The organism is Streptomyces sp. ISL-12 (genome assembly GCF_018614415.1).
Lineage (GTDB): Bacteria > Actinomycetota > Actinomycetes > Streptomycetales > Streptomycetaceae > Streptomyces.
The window spans coordinates 1-15,346 of sequence record NZ_JAGGOO010000129.1; the positions used below are offsets into that span (position 1 = coordinate 1).

The 15,346-nt window shown below is 74.7% G+C and carries 14 protein-coding genes and 3 pseudogenes; 8 read left to right on the forward strand and 9 right to left on the reverse strand.

Translation table 11 applies throughout. From position 1 onward, the window contains the following. Nucleotides 1-248, forward strand: a pseudogene (locus J7I94_RS30910) (hypothetical protein); the annotation flags it as partial. A 76-nt stretch (nt 249-324) separates the two neighbouring features. On the opposite strand, the gene J7I94_RS30915 reads toward J7I94_RS30910, so the two are convergent. Continuing rightward, entirely contained in the window at nt 325-1,581 is a 1,257-nt protein-coding gene (locus J7I94_RS30915) for an MFS transporter (protein ID WP_251075994.1), read from the reverse strand. Between the two features lie 499 nt (nt 1,582-2,080). On the opposite strand from J7I94_RS30915, the gene J7I94_RS30920 reads away from it, so the two are divergent. Beyond that, the gene (locus J7I94_RS30920) at nt 2,081-3,088 is read left to right on the forward strand and encodes an NAD-dependent epimerase/dehydratase family protein (RefSeq protein WP_215172413.1); all 1,008 of its coding nucleotides are present in this window, start codon (nt 2,081-2,083) and stop codon (nt 3,086-3,088) included. Next, entirely contained in the window at nt 3,085-3,966 is an 882-nt protein-coding gene (locus J7I94_RS30925) for a glycosyltransferase family 9 protein (protein WP_215172415.1), read from the forward strand. The genes J7I94_RS30920 and J7I94_RS30925 overlap by 4 nt, the downstream gene beginning before the upstream one ends. A gap of 67 nt (nt 3,967-4,033) precedes the next feature. On the opposite strand, the gene J7I94_RS30930 is transcribed toward J7I94_RS30925, so the two are convergent. Then, entirely contained in the window at nt 4,034-4,597 is a 564-nt protein-coding gene (locus J7I94_RS30930; RefSeq protein ID WP_215172417.1) for a hemerythrin domain-containing protein, read from the reverse strand. A gap of 286 nt (nt 4,598-4,883) precedes the next feature. Here J7I94_RS30930 and J7I94_RS30935 point away from each other — a divergent pair, with 286 nt between their 5' ends. Further along, nucleotides 4,884-6,239, forward strand: coding sequence for a hypothetical protein (locus J7I94_RS30935; RefSeq protein ID WP_374198452.1), 1,356 nt, complete (start codon nt 4,884-4,886; stop codon nt 6,237-6,239). A gap of 16 nt (nt 6,240-6,255) precedes the next feature. On the opposite strand, the gene J7I94_RS30940 is transcribed toward J7I94_RS30935, so the two are convergent. Continuing rightward, complete coding sequence (locus J7I94_RS30940) at nt 6,256-6,792, reverse strand: DoxX family protein (protein ID WP_215172418.1); 537 nt, start codon at nt 6,790-6,792, stop codon at nt 6,256-6,258. A gap of 14 nt (nt 6,793-6,806) precedes the next feature. On the opposite strand from J7I94_RS30940, the gene J7I94_RS30945 reads away from it, so the two are divergent. Continuing rightward, the gene (locus J7I94_RS30945) at nt 6,807-7,229 is read left to right on the forward strand and encodes a hypothetical protein (protein ID WP_215172419.1); all 423 of its coding nucleotides are present in this window, start codon (nt 6,807-6,809) and stop codon (nt 7,227-7,229) included. A gap of 52 nt (nt 7,230-7,281) precedes the next feature. After that, nucleotides 7,282-10,326 carry a glycosyl hydrolase gene (locus tag J7I94_RS30950; protein WP_215172420.1) on the forward strand — a complete coding sequence of 1,015 codons (3,045 nt, stop codon included), beginning with the start codon at nt 7,282-7,284 and terminating at the stop codon, nt 10,324-10,326. A gap of 18 nt (nt 10,327-10,344) precedes the next feature. On the opposite strand, the pseudogene J7I94_RS30955 reads toward J7I94_RS30950, so the two are convergent. Together J7I94_RS30955 and J7I94_RS30960 are read right to left on the reverse strand one after the other, a co-directional pair. Beyond that, nucleotides 10,345-10,698, reverse strand: a pseudogene (locus J7I94_RS30955) (hypothetical protein); the annotation flags it as partial. Further along, a pseudogene (locus J7I94_RS30960) lies at nt 10,677-11,279 on the reverse strand (molybdopterin-dependent oxidoreductase); the annotation flags it as partial. The pseudogenes J7I94_RS30955 and J7I94_RS30960, both read right to left, overlap by 22 nt. A 110-nt stretch (nt 11,280-11,389) precedes the next feature. Between J7I94_RS30960 and J7I94_RS30965 the strand changes: the two are divergent. Continuing rightward, entirely contained in the window at nt 11,390-12,031 is a 642-nt protein-coding gene (locus J7I94_RS30965) for an N-acetyltransferase (protein ID WP_308114774.1), read from the forward strand. Nucleotides 12,032-12,066: 35 nt separating this feature from the next. Here the strand turns inward: J7I94_RS30965 and J7I94_RS30970 are convergent, their stop codons facing one another. The 3 genes from J7I94_RS30970 to J7I94_RS30980 are packed head-to-tail and all read right to left on the reverse strand — an operon-like array spanning nt 12,067 to nt 13,822. Next, nucleotides 12,067-12,792, reverse strand: a complete 726-nt coding sequence (locus J7I94_RS30970) for a metallophosphoesterase (protein ID WP_215172422.1) — start codon at nt 12,790-12,792, stop codon at nt 12,067-12,069. After that, nucleotides 12,792-13,073 (reverse strand): BON domain-containing protein, encoded by a 282-nt coding sequence (locus J7I94_RS30975; RefSeq protein ID WP_215172423.1) that lies wholly within the window; start codon nt 13,071-13,073, stop codon nt 12,792-12,794. The genes J7I94_RS30970 and J7I94_RS30975 overlap by 1 nt, the downstream gene beginning before the upstream one ends. Next, entirely contained in the window at nt 13,070-13,822 is a 753-nt protein-coding gene (locus tag J7I94_RS30980) for a nucleotidyltransferase family protein (RefSeq protein ID WP_215172424.1), read from the reverse strand. Before J7I94_RS30980 ends, J7I94_RS30975 begins: the two co-directional genes overlap by 4 nt. Nucleotides 13,823-14,096: 274 nt before the next feature. Here J7I94_RS30980 and J7I94_RS30985 point away from each other — a divergent pair, with 274 nt between their 5' ends. Beyond that, nucleotides 14,097-14,381 (forward strand): hypothetical protein, encoded by a 285-nt coding sequence (locus J7I94_RS30985; RefSeq protein WP_215172428.1) that lies wholly within the window; start codon nt 14,097-14,099, stop codon nt 14,379-14,381. Between the two features lie 21 nt (nt 14,382-14,402). On the opposite strand, the gene J7I94_RS30990 is transcribed toward J7I94_RS30985, so the two are convergent. Further along, nucleotides 14,403-15,346, reverse strand: a 944-nt coding sequence (locus tag J7I94_RS30990) for a PP2C family protein-serine/threonine phosphatase (RefSeq protein WP_215172425.1), incomplete at its 5' end; no start/stop codon positions are given.

The following is a 15,346-nucleotide window of genomic DNA, read 5'->3' on the forward strand; positions in this document are numbered from 1 at the left end:
CTGGGTCTGCTGATGACGGCGCTGTGCCGGCGGACCCGTCCGTGGCCGGGTTCGCCGACCACCGCGCCGTAACGGCGGAGCCGTCCATGGCCGTGCCCGCCGAGTACCGGCGGCTGCTCGCGCCCGACGCCGCCGACCGCCGGGCCGCCGCTCTGCTGCGCCACCCCGACCTGCTCGCCCCCGTCGCCGACCTCCACCGCGCCCAGCTCCTGGCCCGCCTGGACGCGGGCTCGGCGCGGGCCGCCTGAGCGGCGTCCGCCGGGTCGCCCCGATGACGATGCGCCGCCGACGGCGTCGGCGGCACTGCCGGCGCCGGCAGTGCGGTCAGGCGGCCGGGGCCAGTGCCGGCCGGGCCGGGGCGTCGGCGCCCTCGGTCCGTACGGGCACCGTCACCGGAACGCGGCGCCGGTGCAGCAGGTGCCCCGCGCCGATCGCGGCGGCGATGAGGAGGCCGCCGGTCACCAGGGCGCCCCGCGCGCCGGCCAGCTCCATCAGCAGGCCGAGCGCCGGCGGACCGCCGAGGCTCCACACCGTGCCGATGCTGCCCCACACGCCGAGCACCCGGCCCCGCATGTGGGCGGGCGGGTCGGTCTGCAGGACCGCCGTGGCGGCCGTGTCGGAGACGGACTCCACCACCGCCATCGGCAGGACCATCACCAGCAGGACGGCCATCGACGGCGACACGCCCGCCACGACCTGGAACAGCCCGCCGGCCGCCGCCAGCACGCCCACCAGACGCACCGAGGGCCGCCGCATCCGGGCGCCCAGCACCGCGCCGACGATGCCGCCGGCCGCGAGGACGGTGGAGACCGTGCCGAACGACCCGGCGCCGCCCGCGAGCGGCCCGGTGACGAGCACGGCCAGGGTGAGCTGGTAGTTCCGGCCGAAGACCGCGCTGATCCCGTAGACCCCGGCCAGCGCCAGCAGCCGGGGGCGCCGCGCGAAGAAGACCAGGCCCTCGCGCACGCTCGTTCCACCCTCCGCGGGACGCCGGGACGGCTTCCCGCTCGCCCCGGCCGCCCGCTCCGCCGCCCCGCGCACCGGACGCAGGAACGGGATGACGGAGGCCACGAACAGGAACGACACCCCGTTGGCCGCGTAGGCGGCGGCCGTGCCCAGGAAGCCGACGGCGACCCCCGCCAGCGCGGCGCCGGTGAGCCGGCCCGCCTGGTGCACCAGGGCGCCCACCCCGATCGCGGAGGGCAGGTCCTCCGCCGGGACGAGGTCGTTGCCCAGCAGGGAGCAGGCCGGACCGTCGACGGTGGCGATGACACCGGTCACCGCGGCCAGCACCATCAGGGACGTCATGTCGAGGCGGTCGAGGGCGACCAGCACGGCCGTGGTGAAGGCGACGGCGCCGAGCAGGGTCTGGCTGACGGCGGCCGTCAGCCGGCGCGGCCAGCGGTCGACGGCGGCACCGCCGAAGACGCTGATCAGCAGGGCGGGCGCGGCCTGCACGGACATGGACAGACCGGTCGCGGCGGCGGACCCGGTGATCTGGAGGACCAGCAGGTTCTGCACCGTGAGCTGCATCCACGTACCGGCGTTCGACACGAAGTTGGCGACCGACCACCAGCGCATGCTGCGGTGGCGCAGGGACCGCCACGGCGAGCGGGACGGGGGCGGGGACGGCGCTGAAGCCGGGGGAGGCACGGGGGCCTGCGGGGCTGAGGCGGGGGAGGAAGGCACGTTGCGTCACTCGGGAAGGCCGGGAGGAGCCCGGAGGGGGAGGGGGACCGGAGCGAGATCGCCGGCTTCGCTGCACGGTCGCTCCACAAGGCCGCAGTACGGCGCCGACCATGGTGGCAGAGGGGGACGGCGAGTCGATGACCGAACCCGTCCGCCGCGCGGACCGTAAATCGCCGACAAGCCGCTTCTGAGCGCTACTTGGCCTGCCGAGTGCGGTTGCTCACAGGCGTCCGCGGGGCTTCCGCGCCGTGACCCGGGACACAGCGGCCGGACCGCGGCCCCGGACGCCCGGGAGCTACGGGGCGCGGCAGGCGTCAGAGCATGAAGACGACTCGGCAGGGCACTCGGGGCGGGGTCGTCAGCGCTGCGCGGAGGAAGGGAAGGTCTCCTCATGATGCCGATGGCGGCGTTCGCCATGAAGACCGAGGCACGGGCCCCCTGGGACCGGGCCCTGGTGACCGGGGGCGCGGGGTTCCTCGGCTCTCACCTGTGCACCCGACTGCTGGATTCGGGTGTCGAAGTCGACTGTCTGGACGATCTCTCGACCGGCCGGGCCGAGAAGGTGGCCCACCTGGCCGGCCGCCCCGGTTTCCGCTTCCTGGAACGTGACGTCGCCGACCCCCGCCTCCCGGACGCCCTCGTCGGACCCTACGACCTGGTGCTGCACCTGGCCGGTCCGGGCCGCCCCGCCGCCTGGCCGGACCGGCCGCTGGACCTGCTGGACACCGCGAGCGCGGGCACCCGCGCCGCCCTGGCCGTCGCCGCCCGGGACGGCGCCCGGTTCCTGCTCGCCTCCGCGCCGCCGCCCGCGGACCCCGGCCCCGCCGGCCCGTTCTCCTCGCACGGGGCGTACGCCGAGGCCGTCCGGTTCTCCGAGGCGCTGGTCGCGGCGCGGGCGGGCGACCCCGGCTCGAACGCCGGCATCGTGCGGCTGTTCCCCGTCTGCGGGCCCGGGATGCGGACGGACGACGGCGGGGTGCCGGGTGCCTTCCTCGACCAGGCCCTGGCGGGCCGGCCGGTCACCGTCGCCGGGGACGGCTCCCGCAGGCACCCCCTGTGCTACGTCGACGACCTGGTCGACGGGGTGCTGCTGGTCGCGGCCGGCCGCTCGGTACGGCCCGTGGACCTCGGCGGCGACGAGGCGCCGACGGAACGGGAGATCGCCCGCCGGGTCATCGAGCTGACCGGCTCCGACGCGCCGCTGACCTGCACCGGCCGGCCGCCGGACGGCCCTGAGCCGCCCCGGCCGGTCACCGGTTTCGCCCGTGAGATCTTCGGCTGGATGCCCGGTGTGACCTGGCAGGAGGGCCTCGCGCGCACCGTCGCCGCCCGCACCGAGCGGCCCCAGCCGGTGCCGGCCGCCGCCGTGGGGCGCGACGGCGGGGGGTGGTGGGCGTGAAGGCGCTCGTCGCTCACCCCGGCGGTTTCGGAGAGGTCCTGCTGGCCGGCCCGGCCGTCCGGGCGCTGGCCACCCGGGCGGGCACGGTCACCATGCTGTGCGAGGCCCGAGGGGCGTCCGCCGCCCGGCTGCTGCCGCACGTCGACGACGTACTGGTGTGGGACACACCCGCACCCGACGACGGCACCGACGGCACCGACGGCCTGCTGCGGCGGCTGCGGCAGGAGGCGTACGACGTCGCCCTCGTCGTCGGCCCGGAGCCGCGCAGTGACTGGCCGGCCGCGCGACTGCTGCGCTCGGCGCGGGTGCGACGCGTCGCCACCGGCCGGGACGGCGGCCCCCTCGGCGACGTCGGCGATGCCGACGCCCGGCAGCACCGGACAGCCGTCCGGGCCGGGGCGGAGGCGGTCCTCGACGCGGCGGCCGATCTGGGCTTCGGCCTGCGTGCCGGGGACGACGGACGCCTCCGCGTCCGGCCGGTCCCCGACACCGCGTCCCTCACCGGCAACGGCCCGTACGTGGCCGTCCATCCCGGAGCGGGCGAGCCGCGCCGGGCCTGGGACGCCGTGCACGGCGCCGGGATCGTCGCCCGGCTCTGCGACGCGGGCCACCGGGTCGTCGTCACCGGCGGACCGGAGGAGGCGGCCCTGACCCGTACGGTCAGCGGTGACACCGCGGTCGACCTCGGCGGACGCACCACCTCGCGGGCCTTCGCGGGCGTGCTGAACTCCGCCGACCTGCTCGTCACCGCCTCGTCGGGCCCGGCCCACCTGGCCGCGGCGGTCGGGACGCCGGCCGTCGTGCGGGGGGAGGCGGGCACGGGAAGCGCCGAGGACGTGGTCCGGTCGGTCACGGAACCGCTGGTGGCGACCGGCTGAACAGGCCGAGGGGCCCGCCGCGTACGCACGCACGCGGCGGGCCCCTCCCGTGGATCTCGGCCGGGACTCAGCCGGACTTCCCGCGTCCCGACAGCGCGTCCCGCATCCGGTCGACCAGTCCGGCGCCCGGGCCCATCAGCTTGTTCAGCGGCGGAGTGTCCGGCGCGGCCGGGTGCGGGCGCGTCGGAGCGGTCTTCTTGGCCTTGCGCACCTGGTCACCGAGCTTGTCCAGGGCCTCGGGCGGACACGCCTCGGCCAGCCGGGGGAAGAGGTTCTGCTCCTCGTCGGCCACATGGGCGCGGATCTCACTCATCAGCATGCCCATCAGCCGGTCGAACCCGGCGTCGTCCGCCTCCCGGTGCTCCAGGTCCTTCATGATCTGCTCGGCCTCGGCGTGGTCCTCCAGTTCCTTGTCCGCGAGGGCGGCGCCGTTGGCCACGTGCTCCCGGACGGCCGGGTACAGGTACATCTCCTCGGCCACCGAGTGCCGTACCAGCTCCATGGTGACCTGATCGGCGTACATCTTGCGGTCCTTGTGACCGGGCGGCAGCGCCTCGATCTTCCCGAAGAGCTCCTCGACCTCCCGGTGATCGGTCGTGAGTTCGTCGACGACGTTTCCACCGTGTCCCATGTCCACACCTCCAGCCAGCCGGGTTCGCGGGGCCGGGTCCGGCCGCCACGGACGCCGGGTCCCCGCGTCCCCGGGGGGAGTAACGCCGTGCCCGGCGCGCGTCCGGCCGGACTTACGCACAACCGTCAGGCATCACGTCATCGGTTTTGCGTGTTGACACGACATAAGTTGGGGATATTGTCGACGCAACCGCAGACCGTAACTTTCCGGAGTCATCCGTGGAACGCGCCGTTCACATCACCCGCTCCCCGCAGCCGGAAGCCGTCGAGCCGAAGGGGACCGGAGCGTGACGTCACTCCTCGACCGGGCCGACCGAGCCGGCCGGCCCGCGTACGCCGACATCTCGGTCCCGGCTCTGCGGCGCGGGGCCGCGCGGGTCCTCACCGGCAACTGGACCGGTGCCTCCACCGTCCCCTCCCGCACCCTCTATCCGCACCAGTGGAGCTGGGACTCGGCCTTCGTCGCCATCGGGCTGCGCCACCTCTCTGCCCACCGCGCCCAGCGCGAACTGGAGTCCCTGTTCGCCGCGCAGTGGGCGGACGGCCGTATCCCGCACATCGTGTTCAATCCCGCCGTGCCCGAGGACGCCTACTTCCCCAGCCCGGACTTCTGGCGCTCCTCCCGCGCCGGCCGGGCGGCGGGCGCCCCCGCGGCCCCGGAGACCTCGGGCATCGTCCAGCCCCCGGTGCACGCCCTGGCCGCCTGGCTGGTCCACCGCGCCGACCCGGACCTGTCCCGCCGCCACCGCTTCCTCGACCGGGCCTATCCACGGCTCACCGCCTGGCACGACTACCTGCTCACCCGCCGCGACCTCGGCGGCGGGGGACTCGCGGCGGTCGTCCACCCCTGGGAGCCCGGCACCGACAACAGCCCGTGCTGGGACCGCGCCCTCGCCCGCGTCGACCCCGCCCCGCCGGACACCTTCCGGCGCGCCGACCTCGACCACGGCCACCCCCGCGACCGGCCCACCGACCTCGACTACGGCCGCTACGTCCGCCTCGCGGCCGACTACCGCGAGGCCGGCTACGACGACCGTGCCGCCCGGCCCGCCTTCGCCGTCGAGGACCCCTGTTTCAACGCGCTGCTCGCCGTCGGTGAGCACGCCCTCGCCGCCACCGCCCGCGCCCTCGGCCGCGACGACGCCCCGCACACCGCCCGCGCCGACGCCCTCACCCGGCACCTGGTCGACCGGCTCTGGGACGCAGAGGCGGGCCTCTTCCGCGTCCGCGACCTGCGCACCGACGACCTGGTCGAGGAACGCGCGGTCACCGGTCTGGTCCCGCTCCTCCTCCCGCACGTGCCGCCCGGCGTGGTCCAGGCCCTGCGCGGCACCCTCGCCGGGCCGGGCTTCGCCGCCCCCGGCACCCGGCTGGTCCCCAGCTACGACCTCACAGGGCCCGCCTTCGACCCGCAGCGCTACTGGCGCGGCCCCGCCTGGTTCAACACGGCCTGGCTGATCCACCGGGGCCTGCGCACCCACGGCCTGGACGCGGACGCCGCACGCCTGCGGCAGGGCTTCCTCGCCGAGGCCGGCCGGTCCGGTTTCGCCGAGTACGTCGACCCGGTCACCGGCGAGGCCCGGGGCGCCCGGCACTTCTCCTGGACGGCCGCCCTCACCCTCGACCTGCTGAGGAGCCGCTGAGAACCCGCCGATCCCGTCAGCGCCGCCCGAGCTTCTCCAGCACGCCGCCCGCCGCGGCGGCCGGGCCCGCCGTCGCCCTGACCGAGCGGTGCACCAGACGGGCGTCGCGCCGCAGGTCCCGCGCGGTGTGCCGGCCGCGCCACAGCAGCGAGGGGGCGCCACCCGTGTCGTCGGCCGCGATCAGCAGCCCGCCCAGCATCGAGAGGTTCTTGAAGAAGTGGACGCGCTGCTGGGCACGGGCGGACGGGTCCTCCTCCTCCCAGAAGCGGTGACCCGCGAGTGTGGTGGGCACCAGCGTCGCGGCGAGGGCCAGCGCCGCCAGCCGGGGACAGCGGCCGAGCCCGAGCAGGATGCCGCCCGCCACCTGAACCGCCCCGTTGATCCGCACCAGTTGCTCGGTGCCGTTCGGCAGTGCGCCCACCCGGTCCGCCACGGGGCGCACGACGGGTTCGGCCGCCGGGGCCACGTCCTCGGGGCTGCGGAAGGAGTGCAGGCCGCCGGTGACGAACATCGAGGCCAGCATCGGACGGCCGGCCAGGCGCAGAAGGCTCATGGTGTGCTCCAGACGTGTCGGGCCCTGTGGCCGTCGCCGGGTTCCCCACCCGGCCCACGCCAATCGACGCCCGGCGACGGCGGGTCAGGAACGCGGCCTCGACGGTCAACCTGGCTTCGACGGTCAAGAACCCGGCTTCGACGGTCAGGAAGGCGGCTTCGACGGTCAGGAACCCGGCTTCGACGGTCAAGGCCCCGGTGACGACGGCCACGAACCCGACGACGGCACATCAGGAACCCGGCGCCCGGATCAAGAACCCGGCTTCGACGGTCAGGAAGGCGGCTTCGACGGTCAGGAACCCGGCTTCGACGGTCAAGGCCCCGGTGACGACGGCCACGAACCCGACGACGGCACATCAGGAACCCGGCGCCCGGATCAAGAACCCGTGCACGGATCTTGACCCGCCCCGCACGGGCCACTTAGCGTTCCCGCACTGATAGGCGATTGAAACGATTCACCCGCCTTTTCGCTGAGTCGAGGGACGCACTCATGCACGAACACAACACGCCGCGCCCGGCCCTGCCGCGCCGCCGCATCCTCGCCGCCGGCCTCGGTACGGGCGTCGCGGTGGCCGTGGGGGCCACCGCCGGGGCGCCCGCCGCGTCCGCCCGGCCCGCGGACGGCCTCGTCGCGAACGCCGTGCCCGCGTCCGCCGGACAGGCGCCCGGTGCCGCCTGGTTCGCCGAGCCGCCGCGGTCGGTGCGCCCCAAGTTCCGCTGGTGGTGGCCGGACGGTCTGGTCGACCCCGACGAGATCGCCCGGGAGATCGACCAGATCGCCGACGCGGGCTTCGGCGGCGTCGAGATCGCCGCCGTCCACCACAGCGTCACGGACAAGTCGGTCCTGGACACCGCCCACCACGGGTGGGGGAGCAGACCCTGGCGGGACGGCGTCGAGGCGGCCCTGCGCCGGGCCGTGCGGCGCGGCCTCACCGTCGACCTCACCCTCGGCCCGAGCTGGCCGGCCGCCGTCCCCGGCGTCACCCCCGACGACGAGGCCGCCGTGCACGAACTCGCCCACGGCCGCGCCCCGGTGCCCGCCGGCACCACCTACGCGGGCCCCGTCCCGGCGCCCGTGCACGAGCCGTCCTCCGGCGTCACGCAGCGGACGCTCCTCGCCGTCCAGGCCGCCCGGGTGAACACGGCCAACTCCACCCGCAAGGAGACCGGCCTCGACCTCGCCTCCGTCCAGGACCTCACCGCCACCGTCACCGACTCCGCCCTGACCTGGACGGCGCCCGACGACGGCGAGTACGTGCTGATCTCCTACTGGCAGCGCGGCTCGGGACAGCAGCCCGAGTCGGGCCCGCACTCCTCGCCCGCCGCCTGCGTCGTCGACCACTTCAGCCCGGCCGGCACGGCCGCCGTCACCGACTACTGGGAACGGAACCTGCTGACCCCGTCGATCCGCAAGCTGCTGAAGGCGGCGGGCGGCGCGTTCTTCGAGGACTCCGTCGAACTGGAGACCGAGGGCCTGGTCTGGACGCCGAAGCTGCCCGAGGCGTTCGCGAAGGACCACGGCCGCCCCCTGCTGCCGTACCTGCCCGCGCTGGTCCTGGACGACAGCAACCAGGTGTTCGCCTTCGAGGCCCAGGAGACCCGGCAGATCCGCCACGACTTCTGGGACACCGTCTCCGGTCTGTTCAACCGCCACCACGTCACCGCCCTGCGTGACTGGGCGCACTCCCTGGACATGGAACTGCGCGCCCAGCCCTACGGCCTGCAGACCGACGCCATCGCCACCGCCACGATCCTCGACATCGCCGAGGGCGAGTCCCTCGGCTTCAAGAACCTCGACGACTACCGCTGCCTGGCCGGCGGCCGGGACATGGCGGGCCACACCGTCCTCTCCTGCGAGGCGGGCGCCTACAACGGGTCGGCGTACAGCACCACGTGGGACCGGTTCCTGCGCACGATGGGCGGCGCCTACGCGGCCGGCGTCAACCAGACCGTCGTGCACGGCTTCTCCTACGCCACCGTCCCCGGCGCCGCCTGGCCCGGCTTCGCCGCCTTCAGTCCCTACAGCGGGGCGCCCGGCTACGGCGAGTCCTGGGGCCCGCGCCAGCCCACCTGGGACCACCTGCCCGACATCGCCGGCTACCTGGGCCGGGTGCACCGCGTCCTCCAGGCCGGCGTGACCCGCGCCGACGTCGCCGTCTTCCGGCAGACCGGCTACACCGCCACCGGCATCGGCGCCTCCTGGTTCACCTCCACCGGCGTCCCGCTCGGCTGGAGCCACCAGTTCCTCAGCGGGCCGCTCCTCGACCTGCCCGCCGCCACCGTCAAGGACGGCCGGCTCGCCCCCGACGGCCCCGCCTACAAGGCCCTCTTCGTCGAGGGCGACTTCTTCTACTCCTCCACCCCCACCCTCGCCCTCACCGACGCCCGCAAGCTGCTCGCCCTCGCCGAGCAGGGGCTCCCGGTCGTGCTGCTCGGCGCCTTCGGCCAGGCGCTGACCCCGGGCGTCCCGGCGGACGGCGAGACGGAGAAGCTGCGCGAGGTCCTCGCCCGGCTGCTCGCCCTCCCCAACGTCGCCCTCGTCACCGACAAGACGGCCGTCGGGGACGCCCTTGCCGGCCTCGGCGTCACCCCCGACGTCCGGTACGCCACCTCCTCCACGCTGCTCAACGCCCACCGGGCCACCGACGCCGCCGACTTCTACTACCTCGTCAACGGCAAGCACGCCGAGACCGTCAAGCCCGCGGTGGCCGCCATCGACCACGACGTCACCCTGCGCCGCACCGGGCGCGGGAGTGCCGTGCCGTACCTGCTCGACCCGTGGACCGGCGAGGCGGTGCGGCTCGCCCGGTACACCGAGGACGGCGACGCGTTCACCGTCCGCGTCACGCTCCAGCCCGGTGAGACGATGATCGTGGCGCTGGGCCGTCCCGGTCTGTTCGGCGACCGCCACGGCGACCGCCCGCACGTCCTCACCACCGACGCCGACGAGGCGCTGTTCACCGGCAAGGGGCTGGCCGTCCGCACGACCACGGCGGGCACCTTCACCACCCGGCTGTCGCGGGGCCGCCCGGTCACCACGACGGTCCGGGAGGTGCCCGAGCCCATCACCCCGGGGTCCTGGCGCCTGGAGGTGGAGGACCGGCTCCCCGGCTCCTCCGCGACCCGCACCGACATCGTGCGCCGCACGGTGGAACTCGACACTCTGCTGCCCTGGTCGCAGATCCCCGAGCTGGCCGACTCCGCGGGCGTCGGCCGCTACCGCACCACGGTCACCCTGCCCGCCGGCTGGGACGCCTCGCACGGCGCCCGCCTGGAACTCGGGCAGGTCAGCGACACCGTCCGGGTCACCGTCAACGGCACCCGGACGCCACCGGTGGACCGCCTCCGCCCCGTCGCCGACATCGGGCCGTACCTGCGGCGCGGCCGCAACGTCATCGAGGTCGAGGTCGCCACGCCGCTGATCAACCGCCTCCGGGTGGCCCGGCCGGACGTGTTCGGCACCACCGCCCGGCAGGACCACGGTCTGGTGGGGCCGGTCCGGCTGGTGCCGTACGTCCAGAAGGCCGTGGACTGACGACCGTCAGGTCCGAGGTCAGAGGCTGGTGAGGACCTGCGGTGACAGCGTCTTGATCATGGTGTTGGTCCAGCGCAGCTGCCGCAGGGTCTCCGGGTGACAGCCGGAGACCACCGCCAGCAGCCCGGTGTCCTTCGACGCCTGCGCGGCCTGCGCGAGCATCTCCCAGTACAGGGAGTTCTCGGCCGCCGCCAGGTGCAGGTCGCGCAGGTCGCGCAGGAGGAGCAGACCGGGCTCCGGACGGTGGCCCGCCGCCTCGGACATCTTCCGCCGGAGCGTGGCGAACACCCCGTCGTCCTCGCTCTCGTCCCCGTCCATCGGCCCGTCGAGGTCGAGGCCGTACGCCGCGCCCGGTCGAAGTCGTCGTAGGTGCCCGGCTGGCCGTCGCAGCCGAAGGTCTCCTTCAGCGCCTCCGCGGCGGTCGCCGTGCACAGCCGGGTGTTGCCGTCCAGATGGTTCGTGCCGATCCCGGCGCGGGCGAGGACGGCGAGGGTGTAGTACTCCTCCAGGAACAGCTGGCCGGTGGTGTAGAAGCCGATCGAGCCCGGCCCGCGCTCGTCGAGGAGCTCGCGCGAACGGGCGACGACCAGATGCATCGCCGTGTCCCAGTCGGTCTCCACCAGTCGCCCGCCGCGCCGCACCAGCGGCCTGGTCAGCCGGTCGGGGGAGCCGTTCGCCTGCCAGCCGAACAGGTCCTTCGGGCCCAGCCGCCCCCGGTTGACCCGGTCCACCGTCCGTCCGCGCACCCCCACCATCCGGCCGCCGGCCACGGCGATGTCCATCGCGTCGCCGTCGGAGTGCAGGATCGACGCCGACGGCACCCAGTGCTCGACCGCGTCCGGTTCCACCCCGTCCCGCAACTGGATGTCCGTCCGCTCCGGCCAGGACCCGTGCCGCCGGTACGGCGTCCGGTCGCCCCAGGGGTGCGCGATCCGGCCCGCGGTCTCGTCCATGTACCGCTCTCCCGTCCGTTCCGGTCCACCGGCCGGAGCGGGTACCCGCCCGCGCGTCCGTGAAGCGGAAACCGCTTGTGGGAGCGCTCCCAGCGGGGCACGATACAGCCGTGACCTCGACTGCCAGCGCAACCGTACGCCCGTACCGTCCCGAGGACGCCGCGGCCCTGGACGACATCTGCGTCCGCACCGGACACAACGGCCAGGACAGCCGGCCCCACTACATCGACCCGGGCGTGCTGACCGCGACCTTCGCCGCCCCCTACGCCCACCTGGAGCCCGAGCTGACCTTCGTGCTGGACGACGGGCGGGGTCGCGCCGTCGGCTACATCCTCGGCACGGCCGACACCGCGCGCTTCGCCGCCGACTTCCGCACCCGGTGGCTGCCCCGGGTCGCCGACCGCTACCCGGCGCCCCAGGGTCCGCCCGGCTCCCCCGACGAGGTGATCGCCGGTCTGCTGCACCGCCCCGAGCGGATGGTCGTGCCCGAACTGGCCGGCCACCCCGCCCACCTGCACATCGACCTGCTGCCCGAGTGGCAGGGCCGCGGCCACGGACGCGCCCTGATGCACACGTTCCTGCGGGCCCTGCGGCAGCGCGGGGTGCCCTCGGTCCACTTGGTGATGGCGACGGCCAACACCCCGGCCAGGGCCTTCTACGACCGGCTGGGCTTCCAGCGGATCGAGGTGCCGTCGTTCGGGCCGGACACCACCGCGCTCGGCCGTACGACCGCGGAGGACCCGGGCGCGTGACCGTGGAGGTTCCGGGTGTGCGTGTGTGATCGTGATCAGGTCAGGGACAGCTGGTAGACGCTGAACGCCCGCTTGATCACCGGCTGCGCGACGTTGCGCACCCGCACCCCGCCCGCCGTCATCCCGTGCTCCGACCCCAGGTGCGCGTGCCCGTGCACCGCGAGGTCGGCGCCGGCCGTGTCGATGGCCTCGGCCAGCAGATAGCTGCCGAGGAACGGGTGGATCTCCAGCGGCTCGCCCGCGAGCGTGTCGGCGACGGGGGAGAAGTGGGTCAGGGCGATCCGCGCCGCGCACCCCCGGCCGTCCAGGTCCTTCAGCGCGGCGCACAGCGCGTCGGCGCTGCGCCGGGTGGTGCGGACGAACTCCTTCATCACCGGCTCACCGAACTCCCCGGCGCTGCGCCCGACGAACCCCCCGCCGAACCCCTTCGTCCCCGCGACGCCGACCCGGGTCCCGGCGCACTCGACGACGGTCCCCTCGCCCTCCAGGACCGTCACCCCGGCCTCCCGGAGGATCTCGGTCACCTTCTCGGGCTGCTCGTCGTGGTGGTCGTGGTTGCCGAGCACGGCCACCACCGGCACCGGCAGCTCCCGTACCTCCCGGGCCACCACCCGGGTCTCCTCCGGGGTGCCGTGCCGGGTCAGGTCCCCGGCGAGCAGCAGCAGGTCGGCGCAGTCGGACAGAGTGTCGAAGGCGGGGCGCAGCAGGCCCTGGCTGTCCAGGCCCATGTGGATGTCCCCGACGGCGGCGACACGGATCATCACAGCTCCTCGGCACGGTCGGGGCCGGCGGTCTCGGCCACCACGATGTCACTGTGCACGGTCAGCCCGGCCAGTTCCTCGTCGACGACCCGCAGCAGGGTCTGACGGCACTGGACGGAGGGCACGGTACCGGTGACGACGACCGCCCCGGCCCGGACCTCGGCCCGTACGCCGAGTTCGCCCAGTTCCTCGGCGGCCAGCCGGTCGTGGAGGTGGGCGACGCGGTACTCGACGTTCTCTTCGCTTCCGGAGCCGCTTCGGGGCGCGGCAGGGTCGCTCATCGGTGCTCCTCCTTCGCGGGTTCCGCGGGTTCCGCGGGTTCCGCGGGTTCCGCGGGCTGCGCGAGCTGTTCGGTGGGCTTCGTGGGGATGATCTCCAGCCGCTCCAGGACGAAGAAGAAGGCGGCGGGCATCGGCTCGGCCCCGCAGTCGCGGCGCAACCGCTCCCAGTCGATCTTCTCCCGCAGGGTGCGGGCGATCGGCAGGACGGCCCCGAAGTCGCAGTGGTGTTCGGAGAAGGCCGCGAGCAGACCGTGCAGCAGGTCCGTCGGGGACAGCACCGGCATGAGCACCGAGTCGACCGACAGCTCCTCGGCCCGGCCCAGCAACTCGGCGGTGACGGGTTCGTGCGCCAGCGCGTGGATCAGGTCGACCTGCTGGCCGAGGCAGTCGGCCTTCAGCAGCCAGTCCTCGGGCGGCGTGAACACGGGCAGGCCGGCCTCCCGCAGCGCCTGGGCGACGGCCCCGGCGTCCTCGGGGCGGATGCAGAAGTCCACGTCGTGCTGGAGGTTCTGGACGCCGCCGTGCGCGTAGACGGCGACGCTGCCCGCCAGGGCGAACGGCAGCCCGGTCTTCTTCAGCAGCGCTCCGACCTGTTTGGCGGCCTGGAGGATCGCCTGGTTGCGGTCGAGCGGCAGGTCCTCCTCGCGGGTCCCGGCGTGGCACGGGACGGGCACCGACTCACCCGCCACTCGGAGTTCCGACACGCCGGCGCGCTGGTCGAGAGCGTGATCGTCGGCGGGCTGCGTCATCGCTGTCCTCCCTTTCCGGAGCGGGCCGTCTCCCCCCGGCCGCCGGGAGCGGGCCCCGGTGGCGAGGTGTCCTTCGGGTACCCGGCGGACCACCGTCGACACGGGACGGTACGGGCGCTGCCGCCCTGGGCACCCGGGCGGCATGAAGGGCGACGAGCGGAGCGACCCGGACGGCGTGAGCGGCGACGAGCGGAGCGACCCGGACGGCATGAACGGCGACGAGCGGAGCGACCCGGACGGCGTGAACGGCGACGAGCGGAGCGACCCGGACGGCATGAACGGCGACGAGCGGAGCACCGTGGAACGGCTGGTGTCGGCGTGGCTGGCGGAGACCGCGCGGCACGACCCGGCGGCGGGCCGTGAGGCCCGCGCCGGCTGGGCACACGGCCGCCTGTCCGACCGGGCCGCCCAGGACCTGGCCACCTGGGTCACCGCCCGGGTCACCGACACCGGTTTCAACGCGGACGAAGGACCCTACGTCGCCGGCCCGGAACGCATCACACCGTCGGACAAGGACACGGTGCACGGCTGGCTGCGGGCCCGCGGACACCCGGTCTGACCGGGTCGGGACCCGGCACTCTCAGCGGGCCGGCGGGCGCCACTCGAACATCAGCAGCGTCGCGTCGTCCCGCAGCCGGTCCGCCTGCGCGTCCAGGATCGAGTGGATCAGGCGGCGCAGCGTCTCCGGCGCCAGCTCCCCGCCGGACGTGGCCCGGATGACGTAGTCCCCGAACCGCTCCAGGCCCATCAGCCTGGCCTCCCGGGTGCGGGCCTCGGTGATCCCGTCGGTGTACATCAGCACCCGGTCACCGGGCTCCAGCGACATCTCGTGCGTCTGGCGCGGCCGGGGGGACAGCTGCGACGGCAGCCCCATGGGAGGGTCGGGCTCCCGCTCCAGGGCGTCCATCAGCAACTGGTCGTCGCGGATCAGCAGCGGCGCCGGATGCCCGCAGTTGCTCCAGCGCAGCACCCCGGTGGCCAGGTCCAGCTGGGCGATGACGGCCGTGCAGAACTTCTCCGGCAGCCACCGGGCCAGCGCGTCGTCGACGGACCGCACCAGTTCGGGCAGGTCGGCGCCGGAGCGCCGGGCGTTGCGGCAGGCGGCCAGCGACACGGCGCTGGTCAGCCCGGAGGCCAGGTCGTGTCCCATGGCGTCCAGGACCGCGACGTGCAGGGTCGTCTCGGTCAGCGAGTGGTCGAAGGCGTCGCCGCCGATCTCGTAGGCCGGTTCCAGGACGGCGGTCGACACCACCTGGCCGTCGCCGATGGTGCGCGGCGGCAGGAAGGCGCGCAGCATCTCGGAGGGCAACTGCATCCGTTCGGTACGGGTGCGCCGGACGAAGGAGTCCTCGAAGGCCCGCTTCGACGTGATCATCATGGCGAGCAGCGAGGCCAGCGCCCGGCCGCGGGTGAGCCCTCCGGAGGTGAGCGCGGACTGGTTGACGGCGAGCACCCCGAGCCGCTCGGCGCCGTCCAGCAGCGGGAACCAGACGGTGACCCCGCCCGCCTCCCCCTCCCCCACCC

Bases quoted from the DNA above. Each gene is read 5' to 3' on its own strand.
- J7I94_RS30970 (WP_215172422.1), bottom strand. From the start codon at position 12,792: ATGATCCGTGTCGCCGCCGTCGGGGACATCCACATGGGCCTGGACAGC.
- J7I94_RS30950 (WP_215172420.1), top strand. From the start codon at position 7,282: ATGCACGAACACAACACGCCGCGCCCGGCCCTGCCGCGCCGCCGCATC.
- J7I94_RS30975 (WP_215172423.1), bottom strand. From the start codon at position 13,073: ATGAGCGACCCTGCCGCGCCCCGAAGCGGCTCCGGAAGCGAAGAGAAC.
- J7I94_RS30980 (WP_215172424.1), bottom strand. From the start codon at position 13,822: ATGACGCAGCCCGCCGACGATCACGCTCTCGACCAGCGCGCCGGCGTG.
- J7I94_RS30920 (WP_215172413.1), top strand. From the start codon at position 2,081: ATGATGCCGATGGCGGCGTTCGCCATGAAGACCGAGGCACGGGCCCCC.
- J7I94_RS30940 (WP_215172418.1), bottom strand. From the start codon at position 6,792: ATGAGCCTTCTGCGCCTGGCCGGCCGTCCGATGCTGGCCTCGATGTTC.
- J7I94_RS30985 (WP_215172428.1), top strand. From the start codon at position 14,097: ATGAACGGCGACGAGCGGAGCACCGTGGAACGGCTGGTGTCGGCGTGG.
- J7I94_RS30915 (WP_251075994.1), bottom strand. From the start codon at position 1,581: ATGCGCTGGTGGTCGGTCGCCAACTTCGTGTCGAACGCCGGTACGTGG.
- J7I94_RS30930 (WP_215172417.1), bottom strand. From the start codon at position 4,597: ATGGGACACGGTGGAAACGTCGTCGACGAACTCACGACCGATCACCGG.